The organism is Hominimerdicola alba, assembly GCF_900109655.1.
Taxonomy (GTDB): domain Bacteria; phylum Bacillota; class Clostridia; order Oscillospirales; family Ruminococcaceae; genus Hominimerdicola; species Hominimerdicola alba_B.
This window is the reverse complement of record NZ_FOAT01000002.1, coordinates 383,892-404,394: the sequence shown is the minus strand read 5'-3', so window position 1 is coordinate 404,394 and position 20,503 is coordinate 383,892. Positions and strand designations below refer to the sequence as shown.

General features: G+C 48.3%; 21 protein-coding genes. All 21 read right to left on the bottom strand.

From position 1 onward, the window contains the following. Positions 1–127 precede the first annotated feature (127 nt). Positions 128–1,273: a dockerin type I repeat-containing protein gene (locus BMY75_RS04065; protein ID WP_074830080.1), complete on the bottom strand. Its 1,146-nt coding sequence runs from the start codon at positions 1,271–1,273 to the stop codon at positions 128–130. A gap of 92 nt (positions 1,274–1,365) precedes the next feature. Then, entirely contained in the window at positions 1,366–2,205 is an 840-nt protein-coding gene (rsmI, locus tag BMY75_RS04060) for a 16S rRNA (cytidine(1402)-2'-O)-methyltransferase (protein WP_170844243.1), read from the bottom strand. Then, entirely contained in the window at positions 2,205–3,365 is a 1,161-nt protein-coding gene (locus BMY75_RS04055; protein ID WP_074830071.1) for an amidohydrolase, read from the bottom strand. Before BMY75_RS04055 ends, rsmI begins: the two co-directional genes overlap by 1 nt. 219 nt (positions 3,366–3,584) lie before the next feature. After that, positions 3,585–3,758: a 30S ribosomal protein S21 gene (gene rpsU / locus BMY75_RS04050; RefSeq protein ID WP_002847085.1), complete on the bottom strand. Its 174-nt coding sequence runs from the start codon at positions 3,756–3,758 to the stop codon at positions 3,585–3,587. Positions 3,759–4,219: 461 nt separating this feature from the next. Continuing rightward, on the bottom strand, positions 4,220–6,649 hold the full coding sequence (gene leuS / locus BMY75_RS04045; RefSeq protein ID WP_074830069.1) for a leucine--tRNA ligase: 2,430 nt from the start codon (positions 6,647–6,649) through the stop codon (positions 4,220–4,222). A gap of 96 nt (positions 6,650–6,745) precedes the next feature. Beyond that, positions 6,746–7,117 carry a ribosome silencing factor gene (gene rsfS / locus BMY75_RS04040; RefSeq protein WP_074830067.1) on the bottom strand — a complete coding sequence of 124 codons (372 nt, stop codon included), beginning with the start codon at positions 7,115–7,117 and terminating at the stop codon, positions 6,746–6,748. Positions 7,118–7,235: 118 nt separating this feature from the next. Next, positions 7,236–7,814: a bis(5'-nucleosyl)-tetraphosphatase (symmetrical) YqeK gene (gene yqeK / locus BMY75_RS04035; RefSeq protein WP_074830064.1), complete on the bottom strand. Its 579-nt coding sequence runs from the start codon at positions 7,812–7,814 to the stop codon at positions 7,236–7,238. Positions 7,815–7,816: 2 nt separating this feature from the next. Further along, positions 7,817–8,428 carry a nicotinate (nicotinamide) nucleotide adenylyltransferase gene (gene nadD, locus BMY75_RS04030; protein WP_242940158.1) on the bottom strand — a complete coding sequence of 204 codons (612 nt, stop codon included), beginning with the start codon at positions 8,426–8,428 and terminating at the stop codon, positions 7,817–7,819. Beyond that, a complete protein-coding gene (locus tag BMY75_RS04025; protein WP_024857881.1) occupies positions 8,425–8,721 on the bottom strand; it encodes a YhbY family RNA-binding protein in 297 nt (98 codons plus the stop codon). Before BMY75_RS04025 ends, nadD begins: the two co-directional genes overlap by 4 nt. Further along, a complete protein-coding gene (locus BMY75_RS04020) occupies positions 8,708–9,352 on the bottom strand; it encodes a nucleoside deaminase (RefSeq protein WP_074830061.1) in 645 nt (214 codons plus the stop codon). Before BMY75_RS04020 ends, BMY75_RS04025 begins: the two co-directional genes overlap by 14 nt. Beyond that, positions 9,349–9,927: an RdgB/HAM1 family non-canonical purine NTP pyrophosphatase gene (rdgB, locus tag BMY75_RS04015; RefSeq protein ID WP_074830058.1), complete on the bottom strand. Its 579-nt coding sequence runs from the start codon at positions 9,925–9,927 to the stop codon at positions 9,349–9,351. Before rdgB ends, BMY75_RS04020 begins: the two co-directional genes overlap by 4 nt. Before the next feature lie 25 nt (positions 9,928–9,952). After that, positions 9,953–10,402, bottom strand: coding sequence for a hypothetical protein (locus BMY75_RS04010; protein ID WP_074830054.1), 450 nt, complete (start codon positions 10,400–10,402; stop codon positions 9,953–9,955). Next, entirely contained in the window at positions 10,403–11,308 is a 906-nt protein-coding gene (ftsY, locus tag BMY75_RS04005; protein WP_074830050.1) for a signal recognition particle-docking protein FtsY, read from the bottom strand. Between the two features lie 39 nt (positions 11,309–11,347). Beyond that, on the bottom strand, positions 11,348–11,797 hold the full coding sequence (locus tag BMY75_RS04000; RefSeq protein WP_074830046.1) for an 8-oxo-dGTP diphosphatase: 450 nt from the start codon (positions 11,795–11,797) through the stop codon (positions 11,348–11,350). Between the two features lie 9 nt (positions 11,798–11,806). Further along, positions 11,807–15,382 (bottom strand): chromosome segregation protein SMC, encoded by a 3,576-nt coding sequence (gene smc / locus BMY75_RS03995; RefSeq protein ID WP_074830045.1) that lies wholly within the window; start codon positions 15,380–15,382, stop codon positions 11,807–11,809. Positions 15,383–15,404: 22 nt separating this feature from the next. Then, on the bottom strand, positions 15,405–15,833 hold the full coding sequence (locus BMY75_RS03990; RefSeq protein ID WP_074830043.1) for a hypothetical protein: 429 nt from the start codon (positions 15,831–15,833) through the stop codon (positions 15,405–15,407). Next, complete coding sequence (locus tag BMY75_RS03985; RefSeq protein WP_074830041.1) at positions 15,826–16,839, bottom strand: elongator complex protein 3; 1,014 nt, start codon at positions 16,837–16,839, stop codon at positions 15,826–15,828. The genes BMY75_RS03990 and BMY75_RS03985 overlap by 8 nt, the downstream gene beginning before the upstream one ends. Positions 16,840–17,327: 488 nt before the next feature. Beyond that, positions 17,328–18,026, bottom strand: coding sequence for a ribonuclease III (gene rnc / locus BMY75_RS03980; protein ID WP_074830038.1), 699 nt, complete (start codon positions 18,024–18,026; stop codon positions 17,328–17,330). Beyond that, positions 18,026–19,030: a phosphate acyltransferase PlsX gene (plsX, locus tag BMY75_RS03975; RefSeq protein WP_074830036.1), complete on the bottom strand. Its 1,005-nt coding sequence runs from the start codon at positions 19,028–19,030 to the stop codon at positions 18,026–18,028. Before plsX ends, rnc begins: the two co-directional genes overlap by 1 nt. A gap of 4 nt (positions 19,031–19,034) precedes the next feature. Beyond that, a complete protein-coding gene (locus tag BMY75_RS03970; RefSeq protein WP_139199692.1) occupies positions 19,035–19,751 on the bottom strand; it encodes a hypothetical protein in 717 nt (238 codons plus the stop codon). Between the two features lie 8 nt (positions 19,752–19,759). Then, positions 19,760–20,503, bottom strand: coding sequence for a hypothetical protein (locus BMY75_RS03965; RefSeq protein ID WP_074830029.1), 744 nt, complete (start codon positions 20,501–20,503; stop codon positions 19,760–19,762).

Below are 20,503 nucleotides of genomic sequence, written 5' to 3'. Positions count from 1 at the left end.
GTCAGCAAGATAAACATATTGTATTATTGTGATCTATTGGTATTGGGGTAGTCGGGTTCCAAATCAAAACAAATGTTCCACGTGGAACATTTTTATTTGAGCGGTGTGGTAAAGTGATAGTCAGATTTTATTTTACCTTGCCTTTGACAATGGCTGCTATCTTTGTAAGGTCGGTGATATTCACTTTGCCGTCGGCGTTCATATCGGCATATTTAAAGTTTCCTTCACTGAGGATCTTTTTCCCTTTTATATGGGCAGCAACAAGGGTGATATCAGTAATATTGATAAACCCGTCGCCATTGACATCGCCTTTTTTTCTGGACTTCGATAAATTTGCGGCATAATAATCAGTCGCCGAGATATCGGGAAGCTCAATAAAGAACCGCATTGGATCATCGGTCGGGACATCGACTGTGTGGTCTTTGCTCATGGTGTTTTCGCCCTTTGCAAAGTAGAAATCTGTCTCCAGCATATCGTTCCAGGTACAGTCAACATAATAGCATTTTCCGTCATCGAGCCTTACAGCGTTCCATGCGTGGTCGCCGCCTTCAGCCATGCCCGAAACGATATAATTGTCGACATCAAGATAGTTCAGCACAGCCTGATATACCCTTGAATAGCACTCACATACGCCCTTGCCGTTCTGGCAGGCACCAAGAACATTGTGCGCCCATGCTTCCAGCGAAGGATCGCCGCAGTCGTCATAAGCAAATTCGAGGTCTTCATTTATCGCGTCATGGACTATCTTTGCTTTTTCATAATCCGAACCAGCGCCCTCAGCTTTTTTAGCTGTATTTATGATATAATCCATTATATCCTGCTGAGCTTTTGCCCTTGTACTGCCGTTTGCATAGGTTTTATCGGCTATAAGATAAAAATATTTACTATCCCCGACCAGCATACAATCAGCAAAATAATAAATTGGAAAATCGTTCCTGAAAGTCAGATAGACGATGCAGGCAGTATCATAGTCTAGCTCGCCATAGGGAATGGCGGCATAGGTGCGGTATGACGCGATCCTGTTCAAAGGTCTGTTTGTATCGGACCAGAATTTCGCTGCGGCATCACACATACAGTCATAGGCTGCCTGCAAGGCTGCTCCGTTTTCCATAGTACCCAGATATTCATAGCCTGCCCTGCTGCTGCAGTCAAGAAGAAAATCATTGCTGTCCTCAGCCGCAGGTATACCCGCAGCGGCAGCGCTTATACCACTGACAGCCGTAGCTAATGTCATTACCGCTGCTGCGGCAAGTGCAGTTATCTTCATTTTCATTTTTACCCTCTCCTAACTAAGTCGGGAATAGTCTTTACTGAAAAACCGCAGGTGCGGTACGAACGGGGGCAGTCAGCTTTGAACGATATGCCTTATCGGGAATTATCCTCCACCAGCATAGCGTAAAGCTCGCCTTTCGAGAATCCTGTTGACTTTGCTATCTCACGGCAGGCATCAGTGCCGCGCACGCCCTTTTCCACAAGAGCCTTTACCTGCTCATATGCCTTTTCTATGGTATCAGCTTCTTCTGTATCCTCGGGGGCAGCGCCCTCGATGACAAGCACGAACTCGCCCTTTGCAGTTTTATTGTCGGGATACATCTCCAGCGCCTGCGAAAGTGTTGTGCGAATCACTTCCTCGTGGAGCTTTGTAAGCTCTCGGCACAGAGATATGCGCCTGTCGCCGAAATAATCCAGCATATCTCTAAGGGTCTTGTGAAGCTTATGAGGTGCTTCATAGAATATCAGGGTTTCTTCGGCATCACGCACCTGAGCCAAGTGATCGAATCTCTGACGCTTGTTTACCGAGAGAAAGCCCTCGAACCTGAATCTTGATGTATTCAGCCCGCTTATCGCCAGTGCCGATATTACCGCCGATGGTCCCGGAACTACTTCCACCTTGATATCATTCTCGGCGCAAAGCTTTACCAGCTTCTCACCGGGGTCGGATATACAGGGCATACCCGCATCGGTGACGATAGCGGCATTCTCTCCGCCTATCAGTCTTGCGAGTATCTGCTCCCCAGCCTTTGCGGCATTATGCTCCTGATAGCATATCAGCTGTTTTTTTATCTCGAAATGATTCAGCAGTTTAAGGGTGACACGGGTATCCTCGGCACAGATGAAATCCACATTTTTAAGGGTCTCAACTGCACGGAAGGTCATATCCCCCAGATTGCCTATGGGAGTACCCACAACGTAAAGCTTGCCCATCAGACCTTATCCCTCCCCAATGTTTTTCCGCCTATCATTACAAGGGCGGGACTGCTCATTACATCGAACGGGTTGCCCTCAAAAAGTACCAGATCGGCATCTTTTCCAACTTCGACGGAACCTGTTCTGTCGAATATCCCCGCGATCTTTGCGGGTGTGCAGGTCACTGATTTAAGACCATCATAAAAGCTCAGGCCGTGCTTTATGCAAATACCCACCGATATGGGCAGATACTCTATGGGTACCTCCGAATGGTCGGTGCATACCGCAACTTCCAGACCATGGCTTCTAAGCACAGCCGCATTTGCAGGAGTAAGTCCTGCCATCTCGGGCTTGCATCTGTCGCATATCACAGGTCCCACAACACAGCTGACTTTTTCCTCAGCAAGTTCTTCCGCTATGATGTGACCATCGGTACAATGGATAAGGGTGTAGTCGAGGTCGAATTCATTGGCTATCCTCACCGCAGTGAAGATATCATCTGCGCGGTGGCAGTGGAAATGTGCCTTAATCTCACGTCTCAGCAGAGGAAGAAGAGCTTCCATAGCGCTGTCATAGTCGGGCAGGTCGCTTTCGCTCTCAGCCTGCTCGATATCCTGCATATATCTCTGCGCCTTATAAAGATTATCCCTGATAATGCTTGCCACAGCCATTCTGGTTGCGGGGGACTGTTCGTGATCCATATAAGTCAGCTTGGGATTTTCGCCAAGCGCCAGCTTCATACCAACGGTCTTTATGACCATTTTGTCTATGCGCTTGCCCGCTGTCTTTACAGCGGCTATACTGCCCGCTATAGGGTTTGTGGAACCCGGAGATACTATCACGCAGGTCACGCCCGCCTGCCTTGCCATTTCAAAGCTGTGATCTATGGGATTTATACCGTCGATGATACGCAGCTGAGGTGTGCAGGGGTCGAATTCCTCATTCAGGTCTTCACCCTCGATGCCAACGCCTGCCGAAGTCAGACCCATATGGGTATGTGCATCGATAAACCCGGGGTAAAGGGTCATTCCTCTGCCGTCGATATCATCATCACCGCACTCCGAGGGACTTCCCTCCTCCACCGCTGTGATAATGCCGTTTTCAACAGTAACAAAGCCGTTATCTATCACGCGGTCATTATCGTCCATCGTATATATCCTGACATTTTTTATGCGCATTTCATTTCCTCCGACGTAATTGGTTAAATATATTATATCATACAAATTTATATATTTCAAGCCCCCAGCCCGGGACGGTTTTCCTCACCCTGTACATTGCAATACAGGTAACTTTCGTAAGGCTCGGGATCAGTGTTAGTGTATATGACAGCTAAAGCTCGGTTTAATTTTGAACAGCAAAAAAGCGGACACATTATGTATCCGCTTCCTGATATCATATCAATACTTGCGCTTACGAGCAGCTTCGGACTTCTTCTTACGCTTTACCGAAGGCTTTTCGTAGTGTTCTCTCTTACGGACCTCAGCGATAACGCCGTCTCTTGCGCATGATCTCTTAAAACGCTTAAGAGCGGTATCCAGAGTTTCGTTCTTGCCAACACGAATTTCTGCCAAAATGTTTCCCTCCCTTTGCCACCTATGACAGAGGTAATCCTCCGACCGCTCCCGCACACCGCAAGGGTGATAGTGAAGGTCTGCTAGTGCAAACTTAAACGCTTTACGCTTTCTCTGTCTAAGATATGCGAGAACCTTGCAGCCGAAATAATTACAAGATAAATTATACTATATTTTGTCTGAAAAGTCAATAGCATTGAAGAAAAATTTAAAAATTATCTGAAAATATTTTCGTTCATAATTTGGTTATTTTGACAATAAAATACACGACTCACATAAAATCGAATTGATTCAGCAGGTCATAGTATACCTCGCTGTGACGCTGTTTTATTCTTCACCGTCTATCTGATTGTGGTCATAATATGTTTCTAACAGGTTCTGCACATTATCCTTAATTTTCACGAAAACGCGCATACATCAACAGGCAGATGCCTCAACCGAAGCATCTGCCTGAATTGTACTTATTTAACTACGATGTTAACCAGCTTGTTGGGAACGACTATCTCCTTGACAACGTTCTTGCCTTCCATGACCTTAGCAACTGCTTCATCAGCCTTAGCCTTTGCGAGAACGCTTTCCTTGTCCTCGTCCTTGGCGATGTTCAGCTTAGCCTTGATCTTGCCATTTACCTGTACGACTATCTCAACGGTATCTTCTACCAGCTGTGCTTCGTCGTAGGTAGGCCACTTCTCGAATGCGATGGTATCATTATGACCCATGATGCTCCAGATCTCTTCACCGATGTGAGGCGAGATGCAGGACAGCATCTTGATAAGTCCCTCAGCATACTCTCTGGGGCAGGTGCCATTCTTGTATACTGCATTGACGAATATCATCATCTGTGCGATAGCTGTGTTGAATGCCAGTGTCTCGAAATCGTCAGTGACTTTCTTAACAGTCTGGTGGTAAACCTTTGTGAGTGCGCCGTCGTTATCATCAGTGAGGTTCTTGTCCTCAGTGAAGAAATTCCATACACGATTGAGGAACTTCTTAGCGCCCTCAACACCGCTCTGGCTCCAGGGCTTGGAGACTTCCAGAGGTCCCATGAACATCTCGTAGAGTCTCAGTGTATCAGCACCGAAATCTCTGATGATATCCGAAGGATTTACAACGAACTCAGGGAAACGCTTGCCCATCTTTATGCCGTTTGAACCCAGTATCATACCCTGATGAACCAGCTTCTTGAAAGGCTCCTTGGTAGGTGCAAGACCCTTATCGTACAGGTATCTGTTCCAGATACGTGAATATATCAGATGACCTACGGTATGCTCAGGTCCGCCGATGTAAAGGTCAACAGGCATCCAGTGCTTCAGAAGCTCGGGGTCTGCGAACTGCTTATCATTGTTGGGGTCGATATATCTCAGGAAGTACCAGCTTGAACCGGCGCTTCCGGGCATGGTAGATGTTTCTCTAACGCCCTTTACGCCGTTGCGGTCGTACTGCTTCCACTCTGTTGCATTTTCAAGGGGAGCCTTGCCGTTCTTGCCCTTGTAGTCATCCAGCTCGGGCAGTACCAGAGGCAGCTCTTCATCATCAAGTACGTGTATGCCGTTCTCGGTATGTACAACAGGTACAGGCTCGCCCCAGTATCTCTGACGTGCAAATATCCACTCACGGAAATGATAGTTAACAGTGCGCTTTGCTCTGCCCATCTTTTCCAGCTTAACGGTGATGGCTTCCTTGGCTTCCTCAACGGTAAGACCTGTGAACTCCTCGGAATTTATCAGCTTGTAGCCCTTGCCGAGATACTCGCCCTTTTCCATAGCGGCTTCGGATACATCAATGTGACCGTCCTTGCCGTCGATTACCTGTATCATATCTATATTGTGAGCAACAGCATACTCAAAGTCACGCTGATCGTGGCTGGGTACTGCCATTACCGCACCTGTACCGTAGCTTGCAAGTACGAAATCGCCGATGAACATACGAACTTCTTTGCCGTTAACAGGGTTTATACAAGTAACGCCCTTCAGCTCGCAGCCCGACTTTGTCTTGTTGAGCTCGGTACGATCCATATCGTTTTTCTTCTTGGTCTCGTCGATATAAGCCTGAACTTCCTCGCGGTTCTGTACTCTGTCAAGAAGTCTCTCGGTTATCTCGCCATCGGGAGCCAGTACCATGAAAGTGATACCGTAGATGGTCTCGATACAAGTGGTGAATATGGAGAACTTTCCGCCGCCGACGATATCGAACTCTACCTCAACACCTGTAGATTTGCCTATCCAGTTGCGCTGCATACTCTTTGTAGATTCGGGCCAGTCGATCTCGTCAAGACCTTCCAGCAGCTTTTCAGCAAAAGCAGGCTGGTCTATTACCCACTGCTTCATGTTCTTTCTTACAACAGGGAAACCGCCGCGCTCGGACTTGCCGTCGATAACTTCATCGTTGGAAAGAACTGTACCCAGTTCCTCGCACCAGTTAACGGGCATATCTATATACTTAGCATAGCCGTCCAGATACAGCTGCTTGAATATCCACTGTGTCCACTTATAGAAAGCGGGGTCGGAGGTAGCAAGCATCTTAGACCAGTCATAGTCGAAGCCCAGTTCCTTCAGCTGTTTGGAGAATGTCTTGATATTCTCCTGAGTGAAGCCATTGGGGTGATTGCCTGTATTTACAGCATACTGCTCTGCGGGCAGACCGAAGGAGTCATAACCCATGGGGTGCAGTACGTTGAAGCCCTGCATACGCTTCATACGCGAAACTATATCAGTAGCGGTATAGCCCTCGGGGTGACCTGCGTGAAGACCCACGCCTGAAGGATAGGGGAACATATCCAGCGCATAGAACTTAGGCTTGCTGAAATCCCATACATCAGTTTTGAAAGTTTCATGCTCTTCCCAGTACTTCTGCCATTTTTTCTCAATGGCACTGAAATCGTAATTGCTCATATTGATCCATCTTCCTTAATTTTAGTATATGCTTCCTGTGAAGCAAAAAATCCGGTTACTATTATAACATATTTTTTCTCAAATGTAAAGCCGGCGTTAGGACTCTTTTGTCACGAACTTTGAGATATCTACCTCTTTGCCGTCTGTCCAGAGTCTTTCCAGCTTGTACTGGTCGCGTGTTTCCTTGTTGAAAACGTGTACCACGATATCGCGGTAATCCAGCACTATCCAGTTGTTGGGGCCATAACCCTCGGTATGATGGGGCTCGATGCCCTGCTGAGAGAGCTTGAACTCCACTTCTTCAGCCATAGCCTTTGTCTGCACGGTAGAACCACCGTTTGCTATGATGAAATAGTCTGCAAGTATCGTAAGGTCGCCGATGCCTATCGCCTGTATATCTTCTCCGCGCTTTGAATCCAGCGCTTTGACTGCAATTTCGAGTTTCTGCTCGGTTGTTAACTCTGCCATGTTATTCCTCCTGATTTCTGTTTGTTTTAAACTCTATTATATCATGACTTACTGCCCTTGTCAATTTGTGTTCCAAGCAACAAGTCCTCGTATTTGACAAATAATTATGAATTATAGATCACTTCTTGTACTTTATGTATTCGTTGTATGCGTCAAGGGTGGCTGTGGGGATAGTATTTCCCTTGCTTACGGAATCCGATATGGAAAACCTCAGCGCTTCACACATGGCACGTTCAAGGCTCTTGTCAGCCAGCTTGCGCATACGGTTAACGTCCTTGTAATCCCTGTCAGCGGATATCAGGTCGGCAAGATATATTATAACATCCAGCTTGCTCATGCCACCCGATGCGACCGTATGCCTGCGTATCGCAAGTATTATCTCTTCATCGTGTATATCGAAAAGCTTCTGTATCAGCTCTGCTCCCGCTATCGCGTGGAAAAGCGGGACTGCTTTTGTTTCTATCTCGCTGACATCAAGCGCCGAAGCCATCACAAGTTCAAGCTGTTCATCAGCGGGAAGCTCCTTTGCTATGTCATGCAGAAGTCCTGCCGTGTATGCCTTATCGGTATCTCCGCCGTACTTTTTGGCAAGCTCCACCGCGGAAAATGCCACATTCAGCGAATGGGTGTACCGCTTCTTCGATAAATGCTCCCTGAGATACTTTTTGTATATCCCTATCTGCTTGGATTCTTTCAATTTTACCCCTCACGCTTTCTGTAAAGACCTTTGCTGTTTATATATTTTCTCACCCTGCTGTCAAGATACTCCTTGCAGTCATCGCCCTGAGCTATAAACTTTCTCAGCTGTGAACTGGATACCTCAAAAGCTTCGGCGGGAAGTATCTTTATCTCTCCGCCTTTTGCGCGGAGTTCTTCTGCCGCCGCTTCAAGTTCTTCACTGTCGCCGCTGTATCTGGTCAGACATATCAGCCCTGCCAGTGTGAGTATCTCCTCATAGCAGTACCACTGGGTAAAGCTTGTCAGCATATCACTGCCCATTATGAACCACAGCCTGTCCTCGGGATAAAGCTTTTTCAGATGCCGCAGAGTGAGCACAGAATAGCTCTTACCCTCCTGCCTTATCTCATAGTCACTGACTTCGATATCATTCTGTTTCGAGAAAGTCAGCCTGCACATTTCAAGCCTGTCCTCGGGTGAAGCCATATCGTCCCGCTGTTTGTGTGGCGGTATCCTGTCGGGCATGACTATCACCTTGTCAAGTCCGCCCAGAGTTTTTGCAAGCTCCAGCAGCCTTGCATGACCCTTGTGTATCGGGTCGAAAGTGCCGCCGTAAACGCCTATATCCATCATTTGCTCTTGAACTTGATAACAGGCTCTTCCTCGTTGCGCTTGTAGAGCACCAGATTTGAACCTATCACCTGAACTACCTCAGCGTTTATCTTTTCTGCCAGTTCCTCTGCGGCTTCCCTTGCGGTGTACAGCGAGTTATCCAGCACCTTTACCTTTATTATCTCGTGTACCCTGAGATAATCGTCTATCTGCGCGGTCTGCGCATCATTAAGACCGCCCTTGCCTATCTGGAAAGACGGCTTCATTTTCATTGCTATACTTTTAAGTTCTGCTCTCTGCTTAGTTGTTATCATATTCTTTTCCTTTCATTATATCTGCAAGCCTGTCGAATATCTCCTCAGCCGAAAACTTCCGCGGGTCGGTAAGTATACCGCTCTCCCAGAGCCTTACTGCCGCATCGACACCTGATTTGTTGTAGACCGAGAAATCTTTCATCATGCGCCCGAGCTTTTCTTCATCAGTACCCACATACAATTCGCGCAAAGTCTGAAATGCCCTCTGCATATCACCGCGCTCATCGTCTAGCCACGTTACCTGTATGCCCTTGTTTTTTGAAAACTCAAACATATCTATCAGCTTCATAGCACCGCCGAAATCGTCCCTTGCTGCTATCTCGACACGGCGTATGCCGCCCATCACCAAAGTACCCATGCACATCACGCAGGGTTCAAGTCCCGCATGGAGGGTATACCCCCACTTGTTCGGGTATTTTTCGGTATCCAGTGCGCGAATCGCTTCTGTTTCGGCGTGTGCCGCCGCAGGATTGGGTATGTTGTGTTCACCCGTCATGTTCCTGCCCTCGGAAATGATATTCTCCTCATCATCGGTGATGACAGCCGCTATCGCCTTGCTGCCCTCACAGAGCGATATCCATTCAAGCTCGAATATCCTCTGCCAATGCTTTGGCAGTTCACTGAACCTCATCGTGCTTTAAGCTTTTCTTCAAGCTGTTTCAGAGCATTCGCCCTGTGGGATACCCCGTTCTTTTCCTCGGCGGGTATCTCAGCAAAGCTTCTGCCCTCGTACATGAACACAGGGTCATAGCCGAAGCCGTTCTCACCCACGGGCGCACGGTTTATACTGCCGTATACCCTGCCCTCGACACATATCTCACTGCCGTCGGTATCTATAAAATGTATGGTGCAGACAAAGTGGGCTCCCCTTTTGTCATCGGGAACGTTCTCCATCTTCTTTAACATATACAGACATCTTTCCTTGTCGTCATCGATGCCGCCGTACCTTGCCGAGTATACTCCCGGCTCGCCGTTCAGCGCATCAACCGAAAGACCGCTGTCATCTGCCAGAACAGCACAGCCAAGTTCAGCATAAGCCGCCCTTGCTTTCAGTGCTGAATTCTCCGCAAAGGTAGTGCCTGTTTCCTCAACTTCAAGGTCCAGCCCTGCCTCGGACTGGCTCATGACCTCGTAACCCAGGGGTTCGAGTATCTGCTTGTATTCTCTTATCTTGCCCTTATTGTTGCTTGCTATTACAAGTTTCATTATTTCACTTCCGCTCTAATATTTTTCAGCCGATATTATACAGCTCGTTCCACCTGATATCTCCCGCTTTCAGCTTATCCATGAACTCATCGAGAGTACATTCGGCATGGGTCACATTTGCTGACCTGTCCTGTATCCTCGGCAGTACCGCAATTTTGTGTATCGGCGATGCCTTGAGATAAAACGCAAGTATCGCCCTTACAGTTTCTTCCCATTCGGGAACGGCATATATCCACGGACTGCCTTTATCTGCGATATTGAAGAAACTCTGTTCCAGAAATATATCATCTGTCAGCCACGCAAAATACCATATTCCTGTAAGCTTGTCGGCAGCTTCAAAATGGTAGAAATCATCGTACATGGCTTCGGAGTTCTCTCTCCTGATATGGCTCTGAAACCTCACTTTAGGTATACTGCGCGGGAACGAGCGCTTTTTCTGTTCACGGCATATTATTCCAAAATCGATAAGTATCATTTATTCAAACAGCGCGTCAACAAAATCCTTTGCTATAAATGGCTGTATATCGTCGATCTTTTCGCCCACGGTAACAAGCTTAACAGGTATCTTCAGGTCATCGCAGATGGTGATAACGATACCGCCCTTTGCAGTGCCGTCCAGCTTTGTCAGGATTATGCCTGTGATATCAGCAGCCTCGTTGAACTGCTGTGCCTGATTTACTGCGTTCTGTCCTGTGGTTGCGTCCAGTGCAAGAAGAACTTCCAGCGCACAGCCCTCAGCCTGCTGATGTACTATACGGGATATCTTTTCAAGCTCTTTCATAAGGTTCTTCTTGTTGTGAAGACGACCTGCGGTATCGCAGATAACAACGTCAGCCTGTCTTGCCTTTGCAGCGGTCAGTGCATCGAATACTACCGCAGCGGGGTCGGAACCCTCCTTGTGCTTGATAAGCTCAACGCCTGCACGCTCTGTCCATACTTCCAGCTGGTCGATAGCTGCTGCACGGAAAGTATCCGCTGCTGCCACGATTACGTGCTTGCCCTCATTTTTAAGCTGATTAGCCAGCTTGCCGATAGTAGTTGTCTTACCAACGCCGTTAACGCCGATCACCAGTATAACGGAAGGTACTGTTGACATATCAAGAGGCTGTTCCTCGCCCAGCATCTCTGCTATGACTTCTTTCAGGATATCCTTTATCATAGCAGGATCGGTGATGCCCTTCTGCTTTACATAATCGCGCACCCTGTCACATATCTTCACCGAGGTATTAACGCCGATATCAGAGAGTATCAGTGTCTCTTCCAGTTCTTCGAACAAGTCCTCGTCTATCTTAGTGAATGCATGGAGCAGTCTTTCTATCCTGCCCATCATCGATTCCTTTGTCTTTCTCAGACCGTTTTTCAGTTTTTCAAAAAATCCCATTATTACAAACCCCTTTCGGTTATAGTTTACTTATCTGCATTATCCGATAAGTGCTTTCCATTTGCCATCTTCGATTATGTACCGAAACTCCGAAAGCTTATCCGAATTCATCACTTCCAGAAGTTCTTCAAAGTCGGCGACGGTGCTTATCTCGGAAAGCCTGCTGTACTCTACCCATTCCATTCTGCCCTCTTCCGAGGATACAACCTCGCCCGAGAACTTTGTAGCCTTGTACAGCATCACGATGTACCTTCCGCCGTCTATCGGGAACTGCTTGACACCTACAAGTTTTGGTTCAAAGATATCAAGCCCTGTTTCCTCTTTCATCTCGCGTATCACCGCTTCCACAAAGGACTCGCCTTTTTCAACGTGTCCCCCGGGGAGAGTGTAGCCTTTCCAGTCAGCTTTTACCCTGTCCTGCAAAAGCACCCTGCTGCCGTCCTCTATCAGGCACAGCACAGTGAATTCCGCATTCTCCGTTCTTCCCATATGTACCGCCTATTCGATATCTCCGCTGCCAAGTATCGAAGTCTGTCCTGCATTCATTTTCAGCAGTTTGGATATACCTTTCTCCTGCATGGTAACACCGTACAGAACATCAGCTTCTTCCATTGTACCGCGTCTGTGCGTTATGGTTATGAACTGCGTCTTGTCCGTCAGCCTGTGAAGATACTGCGCGTACCTTGTAACGTTAACGTCATCAAGTGCCGCCTCTATCTCATCAAGCAGACAGAACGGTGCGGGTGAGTATTTCAGTATCGCAAAGTATATCGCAACAGCCGCAAGCGACTGTTCACCGCCCGAGAGTGACATCAGGCTGGTTATCACCTTGCCGGGAGGCTGTACGCTTATTTCTATGCCGCATTCAAGAACATTCTCTGGGTCGGTAAGTATAAGCTCGCCGTTTCCTCCGCCGAAAAGCTCTTTGAATATACTGCTGAAATTCCTGTTTATCGTTTCAAAGCTCTGCATGAATACCGACTTCATTTTCTCGGTCAGTTCCTCTATCATCTTGCAGAGTTCTTCCTTTGAAACGTTCACATCGTTCAGCTGTGCCGAGAGGAAATCGTATCTTTCCCTGACCTCGGCGTACTCTTCTATTGCACCCAGGTTTACGCTGCCCAGTGCGCGTATCTTGTTTTTCAGCTCTGTCAGATGCTTCTCGGCTTCTGTCATATCCTCAACAGGCTGTGCCTTTTCTGCGGCTGTGCTTCGGGTGAGTTCGTACTCGTCCCACAGCTTGTTCACCAGCTTGTCGAAGTCTGCCGTGATGGCATTTTTACGCTCCTCACCGCGGCTAAGCTGTGCCGCAAGGGTTTCCTTTTCTTCCAGCTTGTTCTTCTGTGAAGACCTGAGCTTTTCGGCGCTGTCGGAATACTCCCGCTGTTTTCTGCGGGCTTCTTCCATATCGTCTTTAAGCTTTACCGCAAGGGCTTCGCTGTCCTTTATCTTCTGCTTTATGGCTTCGATATCGGTATTCTTGCCCTTTATCTTTTCCTTTTCGCTCTCTATCTCAAGAGCCAGCTTGCCGCCGTCGCTGTCGCGGTCGGTGATGGTCTTTTCAAGGCTCGCTATAGATTCCTTGCAGGTCTCGATATCCTTTGAGAGCTCCGCGCCCTTTACGCGCAGTTCCGAAAGCTCGCCGCTTATCTCATTCCTTCGGGATTTCAGCTTTTCCTGCTCCTCCTGAGAACCTGCCAGCTCGGCTTCCTTTTCAAATATCTTCTTATCCACCTCGGCGGTGTCTTTCAGTGTCTTGTCAAGCTCCTTGTCAGCCTGTTCGCCCTTTTCGCGGAGTTTCTTTTCTTCCTCACCGCTGTCGGAGAGTATCTTTTCATAGCTCTCAGCCAGCCCGCTGACACGCTTTATCTCGGCTTCAATACGGATACAGTCGCCGTTCAGGACAGTCAACTGTTCCTTTGCGCCCTCGATATCCGCCGCCATCTTGTGAACTTCGTTTGTCAGCTTTTCTTTTTCCTCAGCCGCCGCAGAACGCTCTGCTTCAAGCTTGCCGCGCTTAGATTCAAGGTCGTTTATCTCGTTCTTACGGGTGAGTATTCCCGTGCTTTTTGATACACTGCCGCCCGTGTACGAACCGCCTGCGTTTACCACCTGACCGTCCAGCGTTACTATGCGGAACTTGTATCCGTAGGCTTTTGCGATACGCGAAGCCGAATCGATATCTTCGGCTATGCATATCCTGCCCAGCAGACTGCGGACTATGCCCTCGTACTTTTTGTCGTAGGTGACGATATCACAGCCCAGCGCCACGAAACCGTCCTCGTTTTCCAGCCTGTCATTTTCAAGGCGTGTACCCTTTACCGAGGTTATAGGCAGGAAAGTCGCTCTGCCCGCCTTGCTTTCTTTCAGCAGACGTATACCGCGCTTTGCAGAATCTTCGTTTTCAACAACGATATTCTGTAACGCACCGCCAAGTGCAGTTTCCACCGCAACTGAGTACTCGCTCTTTACGCCCACAAGCTGTGCCACAGTTCCGCAGACACCGCTTATGCGACCCTGCTTCACCGCGTTCATTATGTGTTTTACCGCATACCCGAAGCCTTCCATGGAGCGTTCCAGGTCTTTGAGTATATTAAGTCTGCTGTTTATCTCGGTCAGTCTGCTGTCCGCCTGCGCAAAGGTGCTGACAGCGGTATCCAGCTTTTCTTTCCTCTTATCCAGCAGTTTCGTCATGCCGCCCAGAACGTTTTCCTTTTCGTTCTTTGCGTCCTGCTTTTCTGTATGCTGTTTTCTGAGCTTGGCAAGTTCCTTGTCAGCAAGTTCCTTGTTTCTGACAGTTTCCGCGTTGTCCTCAGCAAGCTCTGCCAGTCTTTCGGCAGTTTCCTGTATGGTGTTTTTCAGGCTCTCAGCCGTGAAGCTAAGCCTTGATTTTTCCAGATAAGCCGCGCTTATGGCAGAATTCACCTCGCTTACCGCCTTATCCGATTCGTCGGCTTCGGTCAGCAGTCTGTCGAATTCCTTTTCCTTTTCTGCCACTGCTTCTGCGGCTTCCGTCTGCTTTTTGCCCAGAGAATCCAGTTCTTCCCTGCGCTGTTTAAGCTCCGATTCAAGAAAGTATTTATCAGCACGGGAGTTTTCTATCTGCTCTTTCAGCCTTGAAATATTTTCCTCAATATGAGCTATGTCGTTCTCGCATACAGCTATATCAGCTTCGCCGCCCCTTGCGGAAAGCTCTGCCTCGTGTATCTTCTCGGAGATATCGTCAGCATCAGCCGCACATTCCGCGCTGCTGCGCAGGTCTTTTTCTATCTGAGCCTCGGCTTCAGCCAGCTCGGCACTCAGAGTTTCATACTGCTCTTTCAGCAGGGCGATGCGCTCTTCATTTTCAGCCAGTTTAGTGCGGTACTGTTCCAGCTTTGTAACCCAAACCGATACTTCCAGTGTGGTCTTTTCATCGTCCAGAACCTTGAACTTCTTAGCCTTTTCGCACTGCTTTTCAAGAGGTCCGATACGCGCTTCAAGCTCTGCAATGATATCGTTAAGGCGGGAAATATTGTCCTCCGCATCGATAAGCTTGCGCTCTGCCTCCTGCTTTTTATAACGGAATTTCGCCACGCCCGCAGCTTCCTCAAAGATCTCTCTCCTGTCGCTGCCCTTGCCGTTGACGATATCCGCGATACGTCCCTGACCGACTATTGAATAGCCGTCCTTACCCAGACCCGTATCCATGAACAGCTCGTTTACGTCTTTAAGACGAACAGGGCTGCCGTTTATAAGATATTCGCTGTCGCCGTTTTTATAGAGCTTTCTCGTCACCGACACCATCTCGCTGTCAACACCGAGAGCTCCGTCCTCGTTATCTATGGTAAGGGTCACCTGTGCAAAAGGCGACTCCTTCCTTGTGGCACAGCCGTGGAAAATAACGCCTGCCATCTTCTCGCCGCGAAGCGCTTTAGACGACTGCTCGCCCATTACCCAGCGCATAGCATCGGAGATATTGCTTTTTCCCGAACCGTTTGGTCCCACCACGGCAGTTATGCCCTTGCCGAAGGTCAGCACCGTCTTATCGGGGAAGGATTTGAATCCCTGCAATTCCAGTCCGCGCAGATACATTATTTTTCACCGCCTTTCGTAATTACTTTGTTATCTGATATATTATATCCACCAAAAATATCAGCACATACACTCCCGGAAGAAAAGTTAACACCCACCATGTGATCACAGCGTTCTTTGTTTGCTGTTCATCCAGTGCGAAAAAGCGTCCGTCGCTTTCCCCGATTATGACCTCTATCTCGTCCTTTCGGTGGATATAGTGCATCGAGCAGGCGCATATCATACTGCACTTTATCTTCCTGCCGTCCTTCTCATACTCTCCCCGTGCCATTCTGCCACGCGGTTCGACCGAGAATCTTACCAGCGTTATCCTAGCTTTGACCTTTTCAGTCTTGCCCGCCTTAACATCACGCCGTAATGCCCGCGCTTTTCTCAGCATGAAGATATTCCGCACCATAAGGATAGTCAGCAAGGTTTCGTAAAGTATATCCTTTATCAGTTCTTCATACATTTTCCGAACCCTCGGATTTTATCAGCCTGACTTCATAAAGCGGTATATCATTGTCCTCTGTGAACTTTATCCGCAGACCTGACTTTTCAAAATACTCTCTGTTAGCCCGCTTGTGACCCACAGCCTTGCTGATACAGCCCTTGCCGATGATAAATGTGTAAGTACCATTTTCAGGGGCATCACCTAGAGCTTTTTCGATTGCCTGCCTGTAAATCATGCCCTCGCAGAGTTCCCTGAAAGCGGGGTGGTAAAATCCTCCCACCATGTCCTTTTCAACGAACTCGCTGGCATGGAGACCGCACTTTATCACTTTTATGCCTGCTTCCGTGAAAGCACCCAGCGCCCTTGTTGAAAGGGAAAGCACTTCATCGAAGCTCATGGGCTTATACTCACCGCTCGCCAGAAGTTCCGCAAGGCGGGTGTGTTTCAGTATCACCACAGGATATATCCTGACGGTATCGGGATGGATAGCCATTATCTCGTTAAAAGTCTCGTCCTCCTGCTGATGACCGCTTTTATAGAGCCCCACCATCATCTGCAAGCCCAGTTCAAAGCCGTATTCACGGATAAGCTTGCTTGCCTGCCTTACGTCCTCGGCGGTATGACCTCTCTCGTTGGCTTCCAGAACTTCATCGGACATTGACTGTGCGCCCAGTTCGATAGCAGTAACGCCGTACTGTTTAAGGATATCGAGTATCTCGCTGTTGATATAATCGGGGCGGGTCGAAAGCCTTATTCCTTTGAATTTGCCTTCGCCAGCGAACTTATACGCCGCTGTCAGCAGTTCGAGCATATAATCTCTGGGTATAGCCGTAAAGCTTCCGCCGAAGAATGCTATCTCAGTATCGGTGATATCGCTTACCTCTTCCAGAGCCTGCAAACAGGCGCGTTCAACGTCCTCTTTATGGGGGAGTTTCTGCTCACCGGTGATAGTCCTCTGGTCACAGAATGCGCACTTATGCGGACACCCCACGTGGGGTACGAATATTGATATGTTGCTGTGCATTTGTGCGCCTCTTTTCTGTTGGATTATTTGGGGTTCTTGATCTTAGGGACTGCGGTGCGCTTTCACGAACATACTGCGATGTACAGGGGGTCGCCCCTTACGGGTCGAGCCATCGGAAACGCTATCGCTGTCCGATGGCGGGCGCGTGCGGTCATTCACGCAGGTAGTTTGTGCGGATATCATGCTTTTGCAGACGCGGTATTTTTTGTGACCGCCCGCGCCTTTATTGGTCAGTAGTTTGCTATGCTCTTATAGTTCGCTATGCATTTGGCTTTGCGCCTTGGTGATTGAGGGCTCTGCCCTCAAACTCCCGCAAGCCTTTCGCGAAAGGCTTGACCCAAAGCTCTCTTCGCCCACTTCTTTGTTGTGCTTATCAAGCTCAGTCTGCGTCAAAGTTTCCAGCGCTCACCGCCATGCTATCCTAAGCACAGCGTACTCACCGCCCTCACCCACAATTATGAATTGTGAATTATGAATTATGAATTAGATCAGATCTTGATTCCCATAAGTGCCAAAGCTTCTTTCGCCGCATTCTGCTCGGCATTCTTCTTCGACCTGCCTATGCCCTCACCTATCACATTGTTGTTCAGCTTCACCTGCACAGTGAATCTCTTGTCATGGTCGGGACCGTCCTCGCCCTTTAAAAAGTACTCAACCTTTTCTTCGGGATTGCGCTGGATTATCTCCTGCAATACGGTCTTGTAATCATGGAATGTGTCCGTGTGCGCAGGGCTGATATCCTTTGGCAGAAAGTTCATTATGTGCTTTCTTGCCGCTTCTATGCCGCCGTCAAGATATATGGCAGCGATAACTGCTTCCATCGCATCCGATACTATCGAAGCACGCTCTCTGCCCCCTGTAAGCTCCTCGCCCTTGCCGAGAAAGATGAACTTTCCAAGCTCTATCTTATGGGAGAACTCAAACAGTGCTTTCTCACATACCAGCGATGCTCTCAGCTTTGTCAGCTCACCCTCGGGCAAATGCTTGAAATGCTCGAAGATGTAATCAGATACCACTATGGAAAGCACCGAATCTCCCAGAAATTCAAGGCGCTCGTTGCTGTGGCGCTGTTTTTTGTTCTCGTTGGCAAAGCTGGAATGTGACAATGCTTCATAAAGCAGCTTGTCATTCTTGAATCGGTAGCCTATTTTCTTCTGAAATACTTCAAGGCTCTTTTGCTCGTCCATTATTCCTGCACCTTCTTCATCTGCGCGAGTGCGTCTGTTATCGTATCGATAACACCTGTCTCGGTAAACTGTTTCGCCTGCCTTACTGCATTATAGAATGCCTTTGCATCCGAACTTCCGTGGGCTTTTATAACAGGCTTTGCAGTACCCAGCAGGGGTGCTCCGCCGTACTCCGAATAATCTATCTTCTTCTTGAAATTGTTGATATCTTTCATTACCATAACAGCCGCAAGCTTGCTCTTTGCACTGCTCTTGAATATGCCTTTAAGCTCGCCCGCAAAGAACTTGCCCATGCCCTCGTAGAGTTTCAGCATAAGGTTTCCGCAGAAGCCGTCAGCCACGCATACATCGCAGTCGCCCAGAGGGAGCTGTCTTGCTTCGATATTACCCACAAAATTCACGGGAGCTGTTTTCAGCTGTTTGTAGGTCTCCAGTTCAAGCTCTCTGCCCTTGGATTCCTCAGCGCCGATATTTGCCAGAGCTACTCTGGGCTTATCCACGCCCAGTATCTTATTCATGTAAGCACTGCCCATTATGCCGAACTGTACCAGCATCTCGGGACGGCAGTCTGCATTTGCGCCGCTGTCCAGAAGCATGGTAGGCTTGCCTGCGGTAGGCAGTATAGTCGCCAGCGCGGGACGCTTGATGCCCTTTATCCTCTTTACGATGAAAGTAGCACCCACTACCAGCGCACCTGTTGAGCCTGCGGATACGAAAGCGTCGCCCTCGCCCTCAGCAAGCAGCTGCATACCCACAGCCATCGAGCAGTCCTTTTTGCCCTTGATGACCTCGGTAGGTTCTTCGCATATCTCTATAACGGTATCGGCATGGCGTATTTTCAGTGCCGATATATCAAGGCTGTTCTTAGCCGCACAGTCCTTTATCTTCTTCTCATCGCCCACCAGAGTGATATCAACACCGAAATCCCTGTGAGCGTCAACTGCGCCCTTTATAACTTCCAGCGGTGCATTATCGCCGCCGAATGCGTCCATTACTATGTTCATTGTTTTACCTCCCTGTCTGTGATACAGCCGAGCCATACCATTCTGTCATCGTATACCCCTCTGGTAATTTTATCTCACCGCAGTCCTCTGCAAAGCTGTTCACAGCTACATTTATCACGGCTTTATTGTCACCGGGTATAGAATCTGTTTCATATTCTATGTCTGTAAGTCCGCCTGTTTTTTCATCATAAGTAAAAACTGTCCTGATCCCGTCAATATCAAATATTTCCCGAATGTTCCCGTCTGAAAAATTTTCCGCCGAAACGAAGTCCCCGCTTTCGGGCACATTTCCCAGAACAGTTTCTGCATTGTTTGCTCCGAAAAAGCCGTTGCTGTTCAGAGGCTTTATCTCCTTTTTTTCGGGATAGACTACCCATGTTTTGCCTTCAGTCTGATAGAATTCAATATCGCCGCTTTCAAGACCTACAACAAGATGTCTGTTTTCTCCGTTAACTTCAAGCACTCGTGACATCCTGTCTTCGCCTATTTTCTCATTTTCATAGTCAATGGTAACAGTTACATCTATCGTGAGCTTTTCGCCCTCCAGCTTTTCGGTAAAGGCTTTTGTCAGGCTGTCCTCATAGCAGTCAGCAGTCTCCATTGTCACAGTATCACTGTCACCGATGGCTGAGGAAACATTCTCATCATTGCTGTTTTTTTCGCAGCCCGATAATGCCAAACATATCACAACTGCGGTCAGATATATCAAAACTCTTCTCATTATGTCCGTCAGTTGCCCTCAGGCAGTTTTATCTCGTCAACGCCGCCTTCTGTGAAGCCCTTGTAATCCCGCAGATAACCTGCACCATCGCAGGATGTCAGTTTGCCGTCAGCATATGTGCATACGAAAGTCACGTTGGTCTCATCGACAAAAGTTTCCTGAACTGTACCGTCGCTGTATGTTTCAGCGCCTTTGAATTCAGATTCTGCAGGTGAGAAACCAAATACCATGGAGCATATATCACCCATAACATTTCCCATTGCAGTTATCTGGAGCTCGCCGTTTTCATCAGCCGAATAGCAGGCACCGTCTACGATGTAGACCTCGTTTATGGAACCGTCTGCATTGATGATGGTCTGGTGTCCGCCTGTGCCGTTGACCTCTAAGGTCTCCTCATACTGCAGCTGCATACCCTCGCCGCTGTCGATATCGTTCTGTGCATAAGTCACCGAGAAATTTCTGGTGTTCAGCTGATCTGCAAAGGCTGCTGTGAGGCTGTGCTCATAGCTGTCTGCCCCTGTGGGGCCCTGAGCTTCGCCCTCATCGGAGGCTTTGCTGTCTTCTTCCTCAGCTTTGCTGTCCTCAGTCTTGCTTTCCTCGGCTGCTGTGTCCTCTTCCTGAGTAGTCACCTTTGTAACAGCCCCGCCTGCAACTCTTGAATCGTTATCAGCCGATGATGTATCATTTTTACTGCCGCAGCCTGTCAGCATAATGCAGACCGCTGCTATTGTAATAAATATCTTCTTATCCAT

Coding starts and splice junctions, on each gene's coding strand:
- BMY75_RS04065 (WP_074830080.1), bottom strand. CDS start 1,273: ATGAAAATGAAGATAACTGCACTTGCCGCAGCAGCGGTAATGACATTA.
- rsmI (WP_170844243.1), bottom strand. CDS start 2,205: ATGGGCAAGCTTTACGTTGTGGGTACTCCCATAGGCAATCTGGGGGAT.
- BMY75_RS04055 (WP_074830071.1), bottom strand. CDS start 3,365: ATGCGCATAAAAAATGTCAGGATATATACGATGGACGATAATGACCGC.
- leuS (WP_074830069.1), bottom strand. CDS start 6,649: ATGAGCAATTACGATTTCAGTGCCATTGAGAAAAAATGGCAGAAGTAC.
- rsfS (WP_074830067.1), bottom strand. CDS start 7,117: ATGGCAGAGTTAACAACCGAGCAGAAACTCGAAATTGCAGTCAAAGCG.
- nadD (WP_242940158.1), bottom strand. CDS start 8,428: ATGATGGATATAGGCGTTTACGGCGGCACTTTCGACCCGATACACAAG.
- BMY75_RS04025 (WP_024857881.1), bottom strand. CDS start 8,721: ATGATAACAACTAAGCAGAGAGCAGAACTTAAAAGTATAGCAATGAAA.
- BMY75_RS04020 (WP_074830061.1), bottom strand. CDS start 9,352: ATGAGGTTCAGTGAACTGCCAAAGCATTGGCAGAGGATATTCGAGCTT.
- rdgB (WP_074830058.1), bottom strand. CDS start 9,927: ATGAAACTTGTAATAGCAAGCAACAATAAGGGCAAGATAAGAGAATAC.
- BMY75_RS04010 (WP_074830054.1), bottom strand. CDS start 10,402: ATGATACTTATCGATTTTGGAATAATATGCCGTGAACAGAAAAAGCGC.
- ftsY (WP_074830050.1), bottom strand. CDS start 11,308: ATGGGATTTTTTGAAAAACTGAAAAACGGTCTGAGAAAGACAAAGGAA.
- BMY75_RS04000 (WP_074830046.1), bottom strand. CDS start 11,797: ATGGGAAGAACGGAGAATGCGGAATTCACTGTGCTGTGCCTGATAGAG.
- smc (WP_074830045.1), bottom strand. CDS start 15,382: ATGTATCTGCGCGGACTGGAATTGCAGGGATTCAAATCCTTCCCCGAT.
- BMY75_RS03990 (WP_074830043.1), bottom strand. CDS start 15,833: ATGTATGAAGAACTGATAAAGGATATACTTTACGAAACCTTGCTGACT.
- BMY75_RS03985 (WP_074830041.1), bottom strand. CDS start 16,839: ATGCACAGCAACATATCAATATTCGTACCCCACGTGGGGTGTCCGCAT.
- rnc (WP_074830038.1), bottom strand. CDS start 18,026: ATGGACGAGCAAAAGAGCCTTGAAGTATTTCAGAAGAAAATAGGCTAC.
- plsX (WP_074830036.1), bottom strand. CDS start 19,030: ATGAACATAGTAATGGACGCATTCGGCGGCGATAATGCACCGCTGGAA.
- BMY75_RS03970 (WP_139199692.1), bottom strand. CDS start 19,751: ATGAGAAGAGTTTTGATATATCTGACCGCAGTTGTGATATGTTTGGCA.
- BMY75_RS03965 (WP_074830029.1), bottom strand. CDS start 20,503: ATGGATAAGAAGATATTTATTACAATAGCAGCGGTCTGCATTATGCTG.